Origin of the sequence: Fibrella aquatilis (genome assembly GCF_017353255.1) — a bacterium.
Taxonomy (GTDB): domain Bacteria; phylum Bacteroidota; class Bacteroidia; order Cytophagales; family Spirosomataceae; genus Fibrella; species Fibrella aquatilis.
This window is the reverse complement of the sequence record NZ_JAFMYU010000001.1, coordinates 396,794-414,617: the sequence shown is the minus strand read 5'-3', so window position 1 is coordinate 414,617 and position 17,824 is coordinate 396,794. Positions and strand designations below refer to the sequence as shown.

The window sequence follows — 17,824 nt, the reverse complement described above, 5'->3', positions numbered from 1 at the left end:
TGCTCTGCTAAAAGAAATCCTGTCAATCTTGAAATCCTGATAATCCTGTCAAAAAATCCCTGCCCAAAGCTACACTAGCAAACCGGTTTTACTTACCCCACATGGCATTGGCCGTATCGGGGAAGAAGAGCGTCAGTTCGGGTACGTCGGCTACCACGCGGTTGGCCCATTCTACCCCCTGCATCAGGGAGTGGTCCTGGTTGCTCACCTCATATTTCCAGGCGCCAAACCGGCCCCGCGACTTAATGCCAAACGGCTCCAGGGCGGGCAGTACGGCGTTCAGAATACCGTCGCGCTCCACCGATGGGGTGGGGTAACCATACTCAAACGCCTTGTGGAAGGTAGACACCACGTCGGCCTCCGACTCGATGAGCTGGTCTTCGATCAGTGCCTTAATCGTGTCGCGGATGAGGTTTTCGCGGTCTACCGGCTTGGCCGACGACTCACTCGTTTCGGTCATCAGCGACCAGTATTGCTCACTGTCGGGCACGTTGTTGGGGCTGTAGTTCGAGAACACCGTGACGCGGTAGTAGGGGCTGTTGGCTTCGGGGAAGTACATCCAGCACATCGTTTTCAGCCTTTCGCTGGGTTTGCCTTTCAGGCCGACGCCTACTACGTGAGTCGAGGAGTGTTTCAGACCCTGCGCCGTCTCAACCAGCTTAGGATCAAGCCCTTCCACGTAGCGCGTGAAAATATCCAGCGGCACCGTGCTCAGCAGATGATCGTAGGTAATGGTCTCGCCACCGGCCAGGGTGAGGGTTTTGGTGGGGCCGTTTACCTTCTCTACCGTGGCGTTGAGTTTGAATTTCTCGCGCCCGATGATGTTGCCCACGGCTTCCCAGATGCTGCCCGTTCCGCCCTTTTTGGGGAACTGGAATGTGCTGTTGGGTCCCCACGAGAAATCGTCCTGGTTGAAGATCACGTTTTTCGTGGCGCGGGCGAGGTCGGCGATGGCTACGCGTTCACCCACCCACACGGCGTTCATTTCTTCGGTGGGATAGGCCCACACTTTGAAGTTGTAGGGGAACAAAAAAACCTCGGCAATGCCTGGCCCGGCGGTTTGCAGAATCCACTCTTTGAAGTTCTTTGGCTTCTGGGTCGTGGGGTTCTTGTAGACGTGGATGATGCCTTCGAGGCACTTCCACATCGTTTCGGGCGAGAGGTATTTGATGTTGTTCTGGAACGGATACGGCACAAACCGGTCTTCGATCCAGACCCACGATTCGCGCTGGTGTTTGAGCCAGCCGTCTTCGCCCAACGCCTTGAGCATCAGGTCGTCGAAGTATTTGTAGTGCGAAAATTGTACGTGTCCGCCAACGTCCCAGGTAAAGCCTTTTTCGTCAACGAAGCTCTTTGAGAGGCCACCAATCCGGTCTTCTTTTTCGAGCACCACGAAGTCGTCGATGCCGAGGTCTTTCAGTCGGTGTGCCGCACCCAGGCCGGTTGGGCCTGAGCCAATGATTACGTATTTAGTATGCATTTTTTTGAAAAGAAAATTGAACTGTTAATTTAACACTGGCTCCGGTTGGCGGAGGGCGGCTACTTTCTTGCCCAGATCGAGCCGGAACTGCGCCAGTTCGCGGAAACTTTGGATGCACACTTTCAGCAGTTTCCAACGGAGAATAGACACCTCGCCAGTCATGCGTTCTTTGTGCGTAATGGGAATGTCGAAGAGGTTGTTGCCCGCTTTTTTAGCCATCACGGCCAAAAAAATGTTGGGAGCAAACGGTGTTGGCGTAGGCAGTTGGGCTAGCAGTCGTTTTAGGTACGTGCCCCGGATAAGGCGGAACGGTATGTTGCTATCCTTGATATAGGTGCCGTAGATCAGGGCGATGCTCAGGCGCAGAATTCGGGTAATAAGTAGCCGGGCTGGGGCGTCGAAGCGAATTTCGCGGTGACCCAGAATAAACGGCGACTCGGCCCGCTTCGCCCAGAGTTTGTCAAAGTCGGCGGTAACAAACTGATCATCACTGTCGGTCTGGAACACATACATCGAATCGAGGGCAATGGCCTGCCGGTAGGCGTTGACCACCGCGTTGCCGTGGCCACCGTTAGGCTGGTGTACCACCATCAGCTGGGGATATTTCGGCGCGATCTGGTCTAAAATAGCACCTGTCTTATCTTTCGAGCCGTCGTTAACAACAATCAGGCGGGTATTTTCGGTAGGAAAATGAGCGGTTAACAGATTGGTCCACAGCACCACAACGTCTTCAATAACGGCTTCCTCGTTGTAGGCGGGCATGACAATCGATAAGAATACGGGCATCGTTTAGGGGAGAAATCTATAGGCTACCGATGGGATCGATACGGAGTTGATATACTGATTTAGCAACAGGACAAAGATAGGTATTTGTTTGGCCCGCCCTTCCGAACGGTCCCAGACCTTAGCCAATGGGCGGTTTAATAAGCGTAGCGATCTTTCAACCGGTTAATAGGCTTTTCAATTAAAAACCACGACAGGCTGGCCAGGCCAATAGTGAGCAGCAGAAAATAGACGAATTCGAAAGCAAACGAACTGCCCAGCGCGGGTATGTAGCTGACCAGCCGCCGCCATACCCGCAACACAATATGCGTCTGGGGCGTGTGGTAGGCGTTGTAGATAAAATTATGGTAGAGGTATAGCCCGTAGCTGATCTGACCCAGGTACTGACTGACACGGCTTTCCAGAAACGCTTTCATCGGTCCCCGAAAGCCCAGAATGGCCCGGCCAATGAGGAAAAAACCAATGAACGACGCCGACAGCCTTTCCCAGACGTGGGCATAGCTGTTGTTGGCATGGTAGTCGAGCGTGGGTTGGGCCTCGGCGGTAGTGCGGGCACCCCAAACCACCAGTCCGAAGACTATGATGCTGATAATGAGACCAATTGATGAGCTAAAGAACCTCTCGAAGCGTGGGCGCTGGTAGAGCCAGAGGTAGGCCATAATAAGGCCCAGCCCGAAGGCGTCGAGGCAGGTGGGCATGGAAACGTAGCCGATGAACCAGGTGCTGCCGTGGCGCATGAGGCCGTAGCGCAGGGCCAGGCTGCCCACCATCATGAGCAGGGCCGTGGGCAGCACCAGCCGCCGTGGCAGCACAAACAGCAGCATGGGCAGCACCAGATACACTTGCTCCTCTACCGCCAGCGACCAGAGGTGGTCTACGGTACCCATCCAGGTGGCGTACCTGGCAATGTAGATGTTGCTCGTGTACAGGGCCAGCCAGCCAATGGTGCGGCGCACGGGCGGCTCATTGAGAGCGTAGAGAATGAACAGCGTGAGGTAATAAATGGGGAAAATGCGGAGCGTACGGCGGATGTAAAACGTTTTTAGATACCCTCCTAAATGAGCCGTTTTAGGTTCGGGTAGTTTGTCTTTGCCTGAGAGTAGAATGCGCGAGATGAGGAAGCCGCTCAGCACGAAAAAAATGGTAACGCCCAGCGACCCCAGCGGCACAAACAGAATGGGGGGCAGGCGTTCGGCGGTCCAGTGGTCAATAAGCACCATGGCCACGGCAATAAACCGGACCCCATCGAGTTGCACGAGGTGATTGAGCGCGGGGCGGGTGGTGGGCTTTGCTAAGGTTGTCATAAATAAGCCGGACTACCAGTTTTTGACGGGGCCGGTAATGCTGTGGTGTGGGGCCACGGTGAGCAGCCGGGTGGTGGGTCGTACCGTACCCGCTGGCTTGTCGGGGCCGTACTGCACCACGTCCAGGTCGTAGGTACCCGCGTCGAGTTCCCCGGCGGGAATGGCTACCTCAATAGGCTGGTTGTTGGGGTAGAGTGGGAGTAGGCCCAGCAGCACCCGCCAGTTGCGGTGGGGACGAGGCCGCGCCCCGAAGAGATACGTCCGTTTCGCCGACCGCAGCAGGATGTTTAGCCCTGCATCGGGGTTGGTCAGACTGGGCAGCGTGGGCGGGGAGACAGTCGTTGCAACCAGGCGGATAATGTAATTATTGTCGGCTTTGAAGAGGGTGTCGATCGGGAAGGCTGCGCCTGTGGCTGGATTGAAAAAGTGGGGTAGGGTGGCATCATAAAACGCCGGGGCGTTGTCGATCAGCCGGGCCGTGGTAGGGTCAATGGCCGAGGTAGGCGTGTTGTGTGTGTAGGTCCAGTTATACTGGCTAATGAGCAACTGTTTACGGAGCGCCATAGCCTCGTGAGTATTCAATCGAAACGCACTCCACCATAGCAAACCGCTCACAAGCAGCCCACCAAGGGCGTATTGCCAGGCCCTTTTTGTGAAAACTGTTGATCTACTGTAACGCATTGACAACCAATAGGTATACGTCAAGGCTAACAGTGTTAGGGAATAGATTCGGTAGCGGCTGGTGAGCAGCATATCCTTCCCGTAGCCAAACCGTCCCCAGACCACTACAAGGGCTGTACCGACCAGGAAGGCCAGCGCCCCAAAGCCGAACGCTTGCAGGGATATCAAGCCTGCTTTAGACCTGACTTGCCCCACCGAACGAACCAGTTCCAGACTCCACCACAGCAGTAGAAGTGCACCCAGGAGCATGCTTGGGAGGTATGGCCGGGAAATGGGAAGTGCTTCAGCGGCAGCCCCCAAAAAGGCCAGGCAACCACCCGCCAGTTCCAGCACATTGCCCCGCGTGGGGGGGTGGGTATTGGGCATGGCGTAGTCCCAGAAATAGAGCGCAATCAGTAGTACAGCCGCAACGGTCCAGGGTAGTAAATCACGGCGGCGGTGTTGCGCCAGTAGCATCAGGATACCAATGGGCCAGACCAGAAAACCGTTGCCACTCACCAGCGTTGCCACCGCCGCGAGGCCTATGGCCAGCCACGGTTTGGGCCGGTGCGCCAGCGTGTAGAGACAAGCCAGCGACCAGAAAACAACGCCGAAATTCTGGATAGACGACAACGCCCAGTACATGTTTTCCCACTGCGCCAGGCTGATAATGAAGAGAGCAACGGGAGGCAGAAACAGGTACCACGGTTTGGTATATCGGGCCAGCATCAAGCCAAGAACCCCCACCAGCAAGAGCAGTTGCAGATCGCCGTAGACCATGAGCCGGGTGAAGCTGAGCTTGCCAAACAGGCTGAAATCGGCCCAGGCCAGCAGGCGGTCCAGGGCAATGCGGTGTTCGTTATGCTGCGCTATCACCTGCCGAAACCAGGTGGGCGGCGAGGTGGTTTTTTCCATGAGCAGCAGCGATCCTTTCAGGGCGTGGTCGTCCCACTTAGGTACGTTTACCGCCCCTTGCCACCACGCCCAGGCCACCGCACCAATGGGCAGCAGCGTGAATACCAGCGCGTAGAGCCACCCCGGCCAGGACCGTTGGCTAACCACCGGCTGGGGCGGTGTCGGCTGGGTGGGGTGTTGGGGTTGGGTAGGCACCATGAGCAATTGGCGGCGGGCGTTTAGTACCGATAGGTGTTGCCTTTGAAGTCAAAGATAAGCACACGCTGTCCGGTATGGCCTTTCACCAGCCAAATCCGGTCGGTCTGGGTAGTGTCCATCCGCTGGTAGTAGGTGGCGTCGTGGGGCAAATACAGGTTGGTCATCTGAGCGTCTTTGATCGAAAACGGCCAGAATGTTCTCTCAATTTCATCGGCGGGATGAAGCCTGATGGCGGGGTAGAGGACCGTGTCGCCGTGCGTATACTGTGCTTCAATGCTGGTGGCAGCAGTCATGTAGGGGTTTTTGATGCGGGGCACGCCGAACTGCGTGTATTTGGCGGCGGTGTCGTCGAAGATACGTTTGTTCAGGTCCATGATATAGACCGTCTTTATCAGGATGACCATCCAAAGTATACCAACCAGGTAGCGTGGAAGCCGGAACAACTGATCGATCAGGATGCCGACGATGATGACCGCGTAAGGAAACGAGAAGCTGGTGTAGCGCTGCGTGATGCCGTAGGTATGCCCGTTTCGGAAGGCGATGATGAGCAAAAATAGCGTAGGGGTGAGCAGCAGCAGGCCCATCAGCACCAGAAAATGCCGTTGCCGGGCCTGCCCGTAGTGTTGAATGGCTTGGTAAAGGACATACCCAAACAAGGGTAGACTAGTGAGCACTACGGCCTGCCCAGTATGAATGGTTATCAATAGTAGGGTGCCTAACAGCACACCAATGGCTGCCCAAAACAACGTTTGATTATAACGCGTTTGTCCTGTTTGTCCTTTTCGTTCGGCCAGCAAAACAATGCCCAGTAGTATTACCCCTGCACCCAGTTCGATCACCACATTCCGACGCCCCAACAGGTCGGTGGCCAGGCCGTTGGTGAGCCAGAACAGATCGGCTACCACGGGCAGTGCCGCGCTGAAGACGTTGGGCATGGTGGCGGGCAGGATTATGCCAAAGCCGTTCCCTAGGGGGTTGGTGTCGGCCAGGTGTTTATAAAACTGCGCCTGGTAGGCCATGGTCATAAACAGGTACTTGCCCGCGTAAACTGTAAACCAGGGCACCAGCAACGTCAGGGTGGCCAGCACCCCGGCCAGACCAAACCCCACGTAGGCCGACCAGCCACGCACGTAGAGCAGCAGGTAGAGGCCATGCGCCACGAATACCATTAGCCCCAGCGTGTGGCCCAGAATGGATACGGCATAGGCCATGCCATAGCCCGCATAGAGCCACCAGAGGCCCCGGTTGGCCCGAAACACGTTGCGTTCATTGCTCCGGCTGTCTTCACCAAGCCGGTCCAGAATGCGTAGAAACAGCCAGGTGGCCAGCAGCGACATAAAGATGGTCATGCTGTAGGCGCGGGCCACGTGACTGTAGGCCACAAAAAAAGGCTCTGTAGCCGCCACCGCCGCGCCAAGCAACCCTACGCGTACGGAGCCGGTGTAGCGGCGGGCCAGCAGAAAAATAAGCCAGACCGTGCTTATGCTGAACAGCACCGACGGAAACCGCACCGAAAAATCGCTGATGCCAAACACCCGAATCCAGAGCGAGAGCAGGCCCGTGTAGGCGGGGCTGTTGCTGATGTCGCTACGGGCAATGGCTTCGTCGTAGTCGGCCAGGCGCTTGGGTTTGTGAAATTCTTTGGGGGTGAAATAAGGCTTGCCGGGTGTAAAAAAAACGTCGTGCTGGTTCGACCCTTCCTGCACTACGCCCTGCGAGGCTACAAGCGTAAACTTTTCGTCGAGGTAAACGCCGTGGGCATCCAGCTTGTAGATGCGCAGGGCGAGGGCCACCGTCATGATGGCTAAAAGCGCTAGTAATGAAGGCGTTGACAGGGGTAAGCTGGACGAGGGACGGAGGGACATAGCGGGCCGAGCGACCGGCGGAGGGTGGGGTGATTAAGACAAAATAAGCCAACACCCCCCTGAATTACAATTTCAGGATGGTGAATTCTACCCGCCGGTTTAGTTTACGCTTGTCTTCGGATTCGTTGCTGGCAATGGGTTTGCTGGGACCCCAGGCTTTGGTTTGCACCCGGTTTTCGGTGATGCCCTTGGCCGTGAGGTACTCTTTCACGGTCTTCACCCGGTCTTCGGCGAGCTTCATGTTGGGTGCCCACTCACCCTGATTGTCGGTATGGCCTTCCAGCAAAATCTCCATGTCGGGATGTTGTTTCATCAGGTCAAGTACCCGGTCCAGTTCGGCTTCCGACCCTGGCAGTAACTGCGCTTCGCTCTGGGCAAAGCGTACGCCGCGCAGAATCATTTTGGCCCCCGCCTGAATGGGCATCAGGTACAGGTTTCGTTTTATGTCGCGGAAGCGCTTGTCGTTGCTCAGGTCCAGGGTTTCGCTGGCGGGGAAATAGCCGTCTTTGCGGGCTGTAAGCTGATAGGCCTTCTGGGTAGGCAGCACCATCTTGTATTCGCCCGTTTCTGGGTCGTATTCCACCTTGGCAAACTCCTTGTTATTCTCGAACAGGTCCGATACCACCTCGGTTGCCACGGGCTTTTTGCTGATGGCATCGAGCACCTGCCCCGACACGATGGCCACCGGGTCGGGCCGGATGGCGGGGTAGAGCTTTAGCCGGAAAATGTCGTCTTCGCCCAGCGAATTGGCCCTGGAGCTGAGGTAGGCATAGTCGCCGGAGGCGGGAATGGTGAAATAACCGTCCCATTCGGGGGTGTTCACGGCGGGGCCGAGGTTTTCGGGTTCCGACCAGTTGGTCCACGAATCATCCTGTCGGCGGGTCACATAGATATCGCCATTGCCAAAACCGGGCCTGCCCAATGAGGTGAAGTATAGCGTCCGGTTGTCGACGGCCAGAAACGGCGAGCTTTCCGAATCGGCCGTGTTCACCATGGGTCCCAGCGTTCTGGGTTCGCTCCAGGTGAGGTCGGGCTGCCGGAAGGAAACGTACAGGTCGCGGTCGCCAATGACGTCGTTGCGTTGCACGGCCAGCAGCATCGTCTTGCCGTCGGGCGAAACGGTAAACTCTAACTGGTTGTCTTTGTGCTTGTTATAGTTGTTGGTAATCTTGCATTCGCGGGGCATGGTCCACCCCGTCTTGCTCATTGTGGATTTCGAAATGCCAAACGACATGCTGCCATCGGGCCGGTAGACGTTGATGAGGTAGACCGTTTTGCCGTCGGGTGAGATGCCGCTGATCGCGTTGTTGTCGTTGGTGTTTATGGGCGCGCCAATGTTCTGCGCCTCACTCCAAAAGCGGTCGGGACCCAGCACCGAGTACCATACATCCTGTTTGCCGGGTTGCCCCGTGTTGCCTTTGTGGTTGTTGCGGGTGAGGTAGAGCACCCGGCCATCGGGCGAGATCACGGGCGCCACCTCCTGACCGGGGGTATTGATACTGCGTCCCAGGCTCTCTTTGGTCAGCGAGGCGGGCGTGTCGGGCGAGACGCGGATGCCGGGTACCACCGCGCCGGTGAGGTGGCTTAGGCCAATGGCGTCAATCTGATTCAGGCCTTTGGTGCGGCTGGGGTTGAGCACCACTTTCACCTGCCGCCCTTCCAGCGTACTGTCGGCCACGGTAATGCGCAGGAGCGGGTCAACCGGCATTTTGGTGGCCCGGAATGCCGCGTCTTTTTCGTCGAAAATAATGTGCTCCTTGCCATACATGTCAGTCAGGATCACGCGTACAATAGCCCCTGGGTTAGCTGTTTCGGCAATAAGCACCTGCCGCACGGGGCGGGTATTGGCCACGGCCACGGTAATCCACTCTTCGGGGGCACCGTCTACGCTGATCGGCGACCAGGCGCAGGGACTGACACCCGTGCGCGGGTAGATGCTCGGCGCGCCCAGGATCTGCGAAACCTGAAACTGCTGCCCGCCGCCGTCGCCCCGCCCTTCCGACGAATAGCCAACGACCTTACTAGCCCACTGAATGCCCTGCGCACGGCCCGGAATAAGCCCTGTCAGCAACCAGATCAGCAGCCAGGCCCATCGGTTCGCGGGTTGCGCTGGAGGCAGTAATGACATGTTGTGAATAGACATTGGACTTGGGACAATGGACGTTAGACTTCAGACTTTACCTGTTAAACTCAATTTGTCAGCACGTGGTAGGCCCAGGGTTTCAGGGTGAGGGTCATGTCGTTTTTAAGCTCCATGGGCGTTTGGGCAAATACGTCGGTATAGAGGCCAGCGTAGGCACCCTCGCCCAGTTTAATGAGCTGGGTCTGTCCGCTCAGGTTGATGATGACGGCAATATGGTCATTGTCTTTCTGGCGATAGAACGCATACACCTGCGCATCGTGGTCGGTGGGGATCTTCACCAGCGGCCCGCCGTGCGTTCCGTTCCACAACGCCCGGTTGCGGTGTTTTAGCGTCAGCAGCGATTTGTAGAACATGGCTTCGCTATAGTTGCCCCAGCTGATGGGGTCTTTCTCGAAGAATTGCAGCCGCTTGTTCAGGCCCGATTCGGCCCCATTATACACCAGCGGCATGCCATTGAACGTACTCGTGAGCACCACAAAGGCCTTGGCTCCGGGACCAAACGACTCGGCTAGAGTGCCGTTCCAGGTGTTCTCGTCGTGGTTTTGGGTAAACTGCATCTGGTAGGCCCAGGCAGGATATTCTTTTTTGCGTTGCGCCAGCAGCGTGTCGATAGCCAGGGCCGAATGCGTGCCTTTGGCAATGTTTTTCAGCAGCGTGTGCGTGGCCCAGGCGTAGTTCATGTTGAAGGCCGTGCGGAAATGGTTGGGGTCGGCTTCCCATTCCGAGAGCATAAACACAGGTTTCACTTCGTCAAGGGCGGGGCGGAGTTCTTTCCAATAGTCGGTAGGCACCAGCCCGGCCACGTCCATGCGGTAGCCGTCGATGTCGGTCTCGCGGAGCCAGAACGTGAGCACGTCGGTCATGGCTTTGCGCAGGTTGGGGTTGCCGTAGTTGAGGTCTACTACGTCGTCCCAGCCGGTGGGCTTGCCTTTTTCATCCAGCGGCGAGGTGAGCTTGCCGTTCACCTGCGTATACCAGTCGGGGTGCTGTTTGGTCCAGGGGTGGTCCCAGGCGGTGTGGTTGGGAATAAAATCCAGGATTACGCGCAGGCCTAGGTCGTGCGCCCGTTTTACCAGCCGTTTCAAATCAGCCACGGTGCCGTAGTCGGGGTTCACCGACGTGTAATCGGCCACGGCGTAGGGGCTGCCCAGCGTGCCTTTTCGGTTCACTTTGCCAATGGGGTAAATGGGCATCATCCAGACAATATCTACGCCCAGTTCTTTGAGCCGGGGCAGCTGCGCTTCTACCGAGGCCAGATCACCTTTGGCCGAAAACTGACGCACGTTTACTTCATAAATCGTCGCGTTTTTAGCCCATTCGGGTTCGGCGGGTTTTCCGGCAGCACTGGCCAGGCTGTCGGAGGGGGCTGTCGTGGAGTCTGATGTAGGCTGGCTGTCGGTGCGTTGCTGGGTAAATTGACAACTGGCAGTTAAAAGCAGTAGGAACAGGGAGGCATGTATAACCTGAGTCTTCATACGATACGGTGTCGTTACTGGGTAAAATTAGGCCAGAAGTGGTTGCCGGGCCTTTTTTAATGTTTGAATGGCAAGGAGGGGGTCGGCTGCGCCAAACACCGACGTGCCCGCCACGGCATAATCAATTCCTGCCGCAACGACCATGCCGATTGTGTGCTGATCGATGCCGCCATCTACACCAATGAGCGCCGGACTCTGGGCTTCGGTCAATAACCGACGCAGCTTCACCACTTTTGGGATAGACAGGGGCAACAATTTCTGACCACCAAAGCCGGGGTTGATCGTCATGATCAGCACCTGATCGAAGGCGTCGGCAATGTCGATGAGGGTGTCTACGGGCGTTTGCATGTTCAGGGCCACGCCCGCCCGGCAACCCGCCTCCCGGATCAGGGTGAGCGTGCGGTGGAGGTGTGTGCAGGCCTCGTAATGTACCGTAATAGCCGCAGCGCCAGCTTTCGCAAACGCGTCGATATAGCGTTCGGGCTGCACAATCATCAGGTGTACGTCCAGGGGTTTGGTGGCGTGGCGACAGATGGCCTCCATCACCGGAAAGCCAAACGAAATATTCGGCACAAAAACGCCGTCCATCACGTCGACGTGGAACCAGTCGGCTTCCGAACGGTTAATGAGTTCAACGTCGCGTTGCAGGTTGGCAAAGTCAGCCGCCAGAATCGACGGCGCAATAATTGGTGGGTTCATAAGTCAGTAAAATTACCTTTTTTTGCCCAAACGCGATAAGAGTGAACGAGCGAAAGAGTGAATGGTGAAAGAGCGAAAGTTGCTTACGCCAGCGTACGCTGGCACAAATTTTCTTCAATAATCATTCGTTCGCTCTTTCACCATTCGCTCTTTCACACGTTCACCCATGTCGCCAGAAGCCCGTATCCAGGAGCTGACCAGTCAGCTCAACTATTATAATGACCAGTATTACCAGCACAGCCAGTCGGTGGTTGATGATTTCACGTTCGACAAACTGCTGGAAGAACTACAGGCCCTTGAAAGCCAGCACCCCAACCTGAAACGCCCCGACTCGCCCACGGCGCGGGTAGGGGGTACCATCAGTAAGGAGTTCGCCACGGTCTACCACCGTTTTCCCATGCTCTCGCTGGGCAATACGTATAATGAAACTGACCTGATCGAGTTTGATAACCGGGTGCGCAAAGGGTTGAATGGTGAGGCCTACGAATATATCTGCGAACAAAAATTCGATGGCGTGGCTCTCAGCATGACCTACGAAAATGGCATTCTGGTGCAGGGCGCTACCCGTGGCGACGGTGTCCGCGGCGACGATATCACCCACAATATCCGCACTATCCGCACCATGCCGCTGAAGGTGGGAGGAAGGGAAGAGGGGGACGAGGGGGAGAAAAGGGAAGAGGGTCTCTCCCCTTCCTCCTCCTCTTCCCTTTTCTCCCCCTCGTCCCTTCCTCCTCTCTTCGAAGTACGCGGTGAGGGGTTTCTGCCGCTGGCTGAGTTTGAGCGGATTAATAAAGAGCGCGAAGACATTGGCGAACCGCTGCTGGCCAACCCCCGCAATGCGGCCTCTGGTGCCTTTAAGCAGCAGGACTCAGCCGCCGTGGCCAAACGCAGGCTCGACTGTTTTATCTACTCGTTTTTGTCCGACGAACCCGTTTTCCAAACCCACGAAGAAAGCTTGCTTACCTTGGCTGGCTGGGGGTTCAATATCTCGCCAACCTGGAGAAAGTGCGCTGATATTGAAGCCGTTAAGGCTTACATAGCCGAGTGGGATACCAAACGGTTTACCCTGCCGCTCAACACCGACGGCATCGTGATCAAGGTAAACCGCTATGATCAGCAGCGCGAACTGGGCTACACGGCCAAGAGTCCACGCTGGGCCATTGCTTACAAATTCAAGGCGGCAGCGGCGGCCACCACGCTCAACAGCATCACCTATCAGGTGGGGCGCACGGGGGCCGTCACACCCGTGGCGCACCTGTCGCCGGTGCTGTTGGCGGGCACGGTAGTGAAACGGGCGTCGCTGCACAATGCCAACGAGATTGCCCGGCTGGGCGTCATGCTGGGCGACACGGTTTTTGTGGAAAAAGGCGGCGAAATCATTCCTAAGATAACGGGCGTTGACCTCGGCAAACGGCCCGAATCGGCCCACGCCATTGCCTACCCAACGGAATGTCCTGCCTGTGGCACGTCCCTGGTTCGTAAAGAGGACGACAAAGGGGCGGCGCAGGCGCACTTTTATTGTACTAACGAGAAGCATTGTCCCCCGCAGCGTCAGGCTCGGTTCGAGCATTTTATTCAGCGCCGGGCCATGAATATCGAAAGCTTGGGCGAAGGAAAAATTGAACTACTCATTGACCGGGGGCTGGTGGAAGAACCCGCCGACCTCTACGACCTGACGAACGAAAAGCTGCTGGGACTGGAGAAAACATATCCTGCCACGTCCATCGTTCGTGCCGACGGTACTGAAGAACCGGGCAAAGCGCGGACGGTAAAATTTGGCCAGAAAACCGTCGACAACATCCTCACGGCCATTGAGCGGTCTAAGGCGCAACCGTTTGGCAATGTGCTGTTTGCGATGGGGATTCGCTACGTAGGCAGCACCACCGCCGACCGCCTCGTTGATTATTTTGGCTCGCTCGATGCGCTCATGGCCGTCCCGCTGGAGACCCTGGCCGGGGTGCCCGACGTTGGGCCGCGCATTGCCGAAAGTGCCTTCGCCTGGTTTCAGGATGAAGACAACCGCCGGTATGTAGAGCGGCTCCGGGCGGCGGGTCTACAGCTTGTTTCCGAGAAAAAAGTGGTGGCGCTGGAGAGCGATTCGCTGGCGGGCAAGACGTTTTTGTACACCGGCACCTTCGCCAACTTCAGCCGCGAGGCCATCGAAGAACGTATTGCCGCCAATGGAGGTAAACTGCTCAGTGGGGTGTCGAAAAAGCTGAATTTCCTGATCGTCGGTGAAAACGCCGGGCCATCGAAAGTAGCCAAAGCCCAGCAGCTCAACGTGCCCATGCTCTCTGAAGATGAGTTCATTGCCATGCTGGGGTGAAAATCCGTAACTTTGACGTAATACAACCCGGAACCGTACATGTCCTCTCTTTTTCACGGCGTAGGTGTCGCCATTGTCACACCCTTTAACACCGACCATACCATCGACTTCGATGGCTTTGGCCGGGTCATCAACCACGTCTCGGAAGGCGGGGTGCGCTATATTGTGCTGCAAGGCACCACGGGGGAGTCGCCGACGGTGACAAAGACCGAAAAGGCGCAACTGCTTGACTACCTCAAAGCCAATAACCCAAAGCAATTGCCTATCGTCTACGGCGTGGGTGGTAACGTGACGAGCGAAGTGGTGTCGGGCATGAAAGCCATTGATTTTCAAGGCGTTGATGCTATTCTATCGGTTTGTCCGTACTACAATAAACCCGGAAAACGGGGGGTGATCGAACACTTCACGCGCATTGCCGACGCCAGCCCGGTGCCAGTCATTCTCTATAATATTCCGTTTCGGACGGGTATCAACATGAGCGCCGACACGATTGTGGAACTAGCTCAGCACCCCAACATTATTGGCGTGAAGGAGGCCTCCTGCGTGATCGAGCAGTGCATGGAAATTGCCCGCGACAAGCCCGACGATTTCCTGCTAATTTCCGGCGACGACGTGCAAGGCGTGCCCATTATCAGTATCGGTGGGGTAGGGGTGATGTCGGTGGTTGCCAATGCGTTTCCGGCCAAGTTTACCGCCATGATCGACGCCGCCTTGCAGGGCGATTTCAAAACCGCCAGCCACGAACTGGGCCATTTCCTGCGCATCGACCCACTGCTTTACGAAGAAGGAAACCCCGTGGGTATCAAGAATATACTATCCATCATGGGGCTGATTTTGCCCGAAGTACGTCTGCCCCTGATGCGAGCTTCCGATGACTTGGGCGAACGTCAACGCGCCGTTCTGCAACAAGATCGGTTATTAGAGTTGGTGGCCTAACGTACCTGGATTTTTCACAAAAAAGCCGCGCTGTGATTCATAGCGCGGCTTTTTTGTTGTCTTATGGCCGCGTTGACCGGATCGGGTCGGACCCTTCTTTTCGACACCCGCTCGAAGGAATAAGGCAATCTGGGACCGTTTTTTTAGTCTAATAACTAGTGCCCAACAGCTAACGACTATAAAGCTGTTTTAGAAGACGAATAATTGTATTTCAGAAAGAATATAACCACTGTTCCACGGTCTGACTATGAAGTGGATAGGAGGGGAGTGGATTTTGGTAAATAAGGCCTCTTGCGCGCGATTGTAGGGTTTAACTTTTAATTTACCCGGAAAAATTGTATATTTGTCTATAGCCGTTCGCTGTGAAACGCTACGGACAAAATTGTAAATTTTCGCGAAATCCCCCTTCCGTTTATGGCAGATCAAGCTCCCGAAATGGAGAACCCCAGCAACGTAGTCCCGATCAATATCGAAGACGAAATGCGTGGTGCCTACATCGACTATTCTATGTCGGTGATTATTGCCCGGGCCTTGCCCGACGTGCGTGATGGTCTTAAGCCCGTACACCGCCGCGTGCTCTTTGGCATGGCTGAACTGGGCGTTAATTACAACAAGCCACATAAAAAATCAGCCCGTATCGTGGGCGAGGTGCTGGGTAAATACCACCCCCACGGCGACTCGTCCGTTTACGATACCATGGTGCGGATGGCTCAGGACTGGTCCCTGCGTTACCCCATGGTCGATGGGCAGGGTAACTTCGGTTCCGTCGACGGTGATTCGCCGGCGGCCATGCGCTATACCGAAGCCCGCCTGAAACGCATTGCCGAAGAAATGCTGGGCGATATCTACAAGGAAACCGTTGATTTCCAGCCCAACTTCGACGATTCGCTGGAGGAGCCAACCGTGATGCCCGCCAAACTGCCCAACCTGCTGCTCAACGGCTCGTCGGGTATTGCCGTGGGTATGGCCACCAACATGGCCCCGCACAACCTGTCGGAAGTGGTGGATGGTATCACGGCTTACCTGGACAACAACGACATCACGATTGATGAGCTGATGAAGCACGTGGTGGCCCCCGATTTTCCGACGGGTGGCACCATCTTCGGCATGAGCGGTGTGCAGTCGGCTTTCCGCGAAGGGCGGGGTCGGGTGGTGATCCGGGCCAACGCTACTATTGAAGAGCATAAAGGCAAAACCCAGATCATCGTCACGGAGATTCCGTACATGGTCAACAAGTCGGTGATGCTCGAAAAAACCGCCGATCTCATCAACGAGAAAAAGATCGAGGGCATTTCGGCATTCCGCGACGAGTCGGACCGCGACGGCATGCGCGTGGTGTATGACATCAAGCGTGATGCCAATGCCAGCGTAGTGCTCAACAACCTCTATAAGCATACCGCCCTGCAATCGTCGTTCAGCATCAACAACGTGGCCCTGGTAAAAGGCCGCCCTATGATCCTGAACCTTAAGGACATGATGCGCTATTACGTAGAGCATCGGTATGAGGTAATCACGCGCCGGACGCAGTATGAACTGCGCGAGGCCGAAAAGCGGGCGCATATCTTGCAGGGTCTGCTCATTGCGCTTGACAATATCGACGCCGTGATCAAGCTGATCCGTGGTTCGCGCGATGCCGAGGTGGCCCGCAAAGGCCTGATGACCGATTTTGCCTTGTCGGACGCCCAGGCAAAAGCCATTCTGGAAATGCGTCTCCAGCGCCTGACGGGTCTGGAACGCGACAAAATCCAGGCGGAATATGACGAGCTGATGCGCGCTATTGCCGACTACAACGAGATTCTGGCCTCGGACGAGCGCAAGCGGCAGATCATCAAGATCGAGCTGGCCGATCTCAAAGACCGGTATGGTGATCCCCGCCGCACCCAGATTAACGCCCTGGCTGATGGGGACATCGACGACCTGTCGCTGATCGACGATGAGGAAATGATCATCACCATCTCGCACGAAGGCTACATCAAACGCACACCGCTGACGCAGTATCGGCAGCAGGGGCGGGGCGGTACCGGCTCGAAAGGCGCGACTACCAAAGACGGCGATTTCACCGAACACCTGTATTCGGCATCGATGCACAATACCCTGCTGATTTTCACGCAGAAAGGGCGGATGTACTGGTTGCCGGTGTACAAGTTGCAGGAGGGTGCCCGCGACGCCAAAGGCAAGCCACTGCCTAACTACATTCAGATTGAGCAGGAAGATAAAGTCCGGGCCGTGATCAACGTGAAGGACCTGGGCAACCCGGATTATATCAACAACAACTACATCGTGATGTGTACCGAACAGGGCACGATCAAGAAAACGTTGCTGGAAGCCTACTCCCGGCCCCGTCAGAGCGGTATCATTGCCATTACCATCGATCAGGACGACCGCCTGCTCGACGTGGTGATGACCAACGGTAGCAACGAAATCGTGATTGCCTCACGGGCGGGTAAGGCCGTTCGGTTCAACGAGCGCGGTGTGCGACCTATGGGTCGTACGGCGGCGGGCGTAAAAGGTATCACCCTCGACGATTCGCACCCCGACGATAGGGTAGTGGGCATGGTGTGCATCGGCAGCCCCGACGCGCAACTGCTGGTTATCTCGGAAAATGGCTATGGCAAACGTTCACCTATCGATGAATACCGAATCACCAACCGCGGTGCCAAAGGCGTTGGTACCTTGAAGGTTACCGAAAAAGTAGGTGCCTTAGTGGGTATCCTGGAAGCGTCTGATTCGGTGGACCTGATGGTGATCAACCGGTCGGGTATTCTGCTTCGGACACCTGTGCGGGAGATCAACGTGATTGGCCGCAACACCCAAGGTGTTCGGGTGATCAAACTCCGCGATGGCGACGCTATTTCGTCGGTGACAACGGTGGTGCAGGATGAACTGGAGGACGAAGAAACCGTAGTGGGTGTGGTGCCGGAAGGCCCGGCCGATAGCGTTAACGACGTTTCTACCCCGTTGGCAGAATAACTGGTATAAGTGCCTGGTGCTAAGACCGAGTCGTTGGGGATTAAACCGGCGACTCGGTTTTGCGTCTAAA

Annotated in this window: 11 protein-coding genes; 3 read left to right on the top strand and 8 right to left on the bottom strand. The window is 56.2% G+C overall.

The window, feature by feature from the left end; all coding sequences use genetic code 11:
* Positions 1 to 88 precede the first annotated feature (88 nt).
* The 8 genes from J2I48_RS01760 to rpe all read right to left on the bottom strand — a co-directional run bounded on the left by J2I48_RS01760 (position 89) and on the right by rpe (position 11,522).
* Complete coding sequence (locus J2I48_RS01760; RefSeq protein ID WP_207333650.1) at positions 89 to 1,480, bottom strand: protoporphyrinogen/coproporphyrinogen oxidase; 1,392 nt, start codon at positions 1,478 to 1,480, stop codon at positions 89 to 91.
* A gap of 24 nt (positions 1,481 to 1,504) precedes the next feature.
* Positions 1,505 to 2,266: a glycosyltransferase family 2 protein gene (locus J2I48_RS01755; RefSeq protein WP_207333649.1), complete on the bottom strand. Its 762-nt coding sequence runs from the start codon at positions 2,264 to 2,266 to the stop codon at positions 1,505 to 1,507.
* Positions 2,267 to 2,400: 134 nt separating this feature from the next.
* Entirely contained in the window at positions 2,401 to 3,567 is a 1,167-nt protein-coding gene (locus J2I48_RS01750) for an acyltransferase family protein (protein ID WP_207333648.1), read from the bottom strand.
* 12 nt (positions 3,568 to 3,579) lie between these two features.
* The gene (locus J2I48_RS01745; protein WP_207333647.1) at positions 3,580 to 5,340 is read right to left on the bottom strand and encodes a hypothetical protein; all 1,761 of its coding nucleotides are present in this window, start codon (positions 5,338 to 5,340) and stop codon (positions 3,580 to 3,582) included.
* Positions 5,341 to 5,360: 20 nt separating this feature from the next.
* Positions 5,361 to 7,205, bottom strand: a complete 1,845-nt coding sequence (locus J2I48_RS01740; protein ID WP_207333646.1) for a glycosyltransferase family 39 protein — start codon at positions 7,203 to 7,205, stop codon at positions 5,361 to 5,363.
* Positions 7,206 to 7,269: 64 nt separating this feature from the next.
* A complete protein-coding gene (locus tag J2I48_RS01735) occupies positions 7,270 to 9,348 on the bottom strand; it encodes an OmpA family protein (RefSeq protein ID WP_207333645.1) in 2,079 nt (692 codons plus the stop codon).
* 47 nt (positions 9,349 to 9,395) lie between these two features.
* Positions 9,396 to 10,823 carry an alpha-amylase family glycosyl hydrolase gene (locus J2I48_RS01730; RefSeq protein ID WP_207333644.1) on the bottom strand — a complete coding sequence of 476 codons (1,428 nt, stop codon included), beginning with the start codon at positions 10,821 to 10,823 and terminating at the stop codon, positions 9,396 to 9,398.
* Between the two features lie 27 nt (positions 10,824 to 10,850).
* Positions 10,851 to 11,522: a ribulose-phosphate 3-epimerase gene (gene rpe, locus J2I48_RS01725; protein ID WP_207333643.1), complete on the bottom strand. Its 672-nt coding sequence runs from the start codon at positions 11,520 to 11,522 to the stop codon at positions 10,851 to 10,853.
* 166 nt (positions 11,523 to 11,688) lie between these two features.
* Between rpe and ligA the strand changes: the two genes are divergently transcribed.
* The 3 genes from ligA (at position 11,689) to gyrA (ending at position 17,754) form a co-directional block, all read left to right on the top strand.
* Complete coding sequence (ligA, locus tag J2I48_RS01720; protein WP_207333642.1) at positions 11,689 to 13,848, top strand: NAD-dependent DNA ligase LigA; 2,160 nt, start codon at positions 11,689 to 11,691, stop codon at positions 13,846 to 13,848.
* A gap of 39 nt (positions 13,849 to 13,887) precedes the next feature.
* Entirely contained in the window at positions 13,888 to 14,784 is an 897-nt protein-coding gene (gene dapA / locus J2I48_RS01715; RefSeq protein WP_207333641.1) for a 4-hydroxy-tetrahydrodipicolinate synthase, read from the top strand.
* Between the two features lie 414 nt (positions 14,785 to 15,198).
* The gene (gyrA, locus tag J2I48_RS01710; RefSeq protein ID WP_207333640.1) at positions 15,199 to 17,754 is read left to right on the top strand and encodes a DNA gyrase subunit A; all 2,556 of its coding nucleotides are present in this window, start codon (positions 15,199 to 15,201) and stop codon (positions 17,752 to 17,754) included.
* Positions 17,755 to 17,824 lie beyond the last annotated feature (70 nt).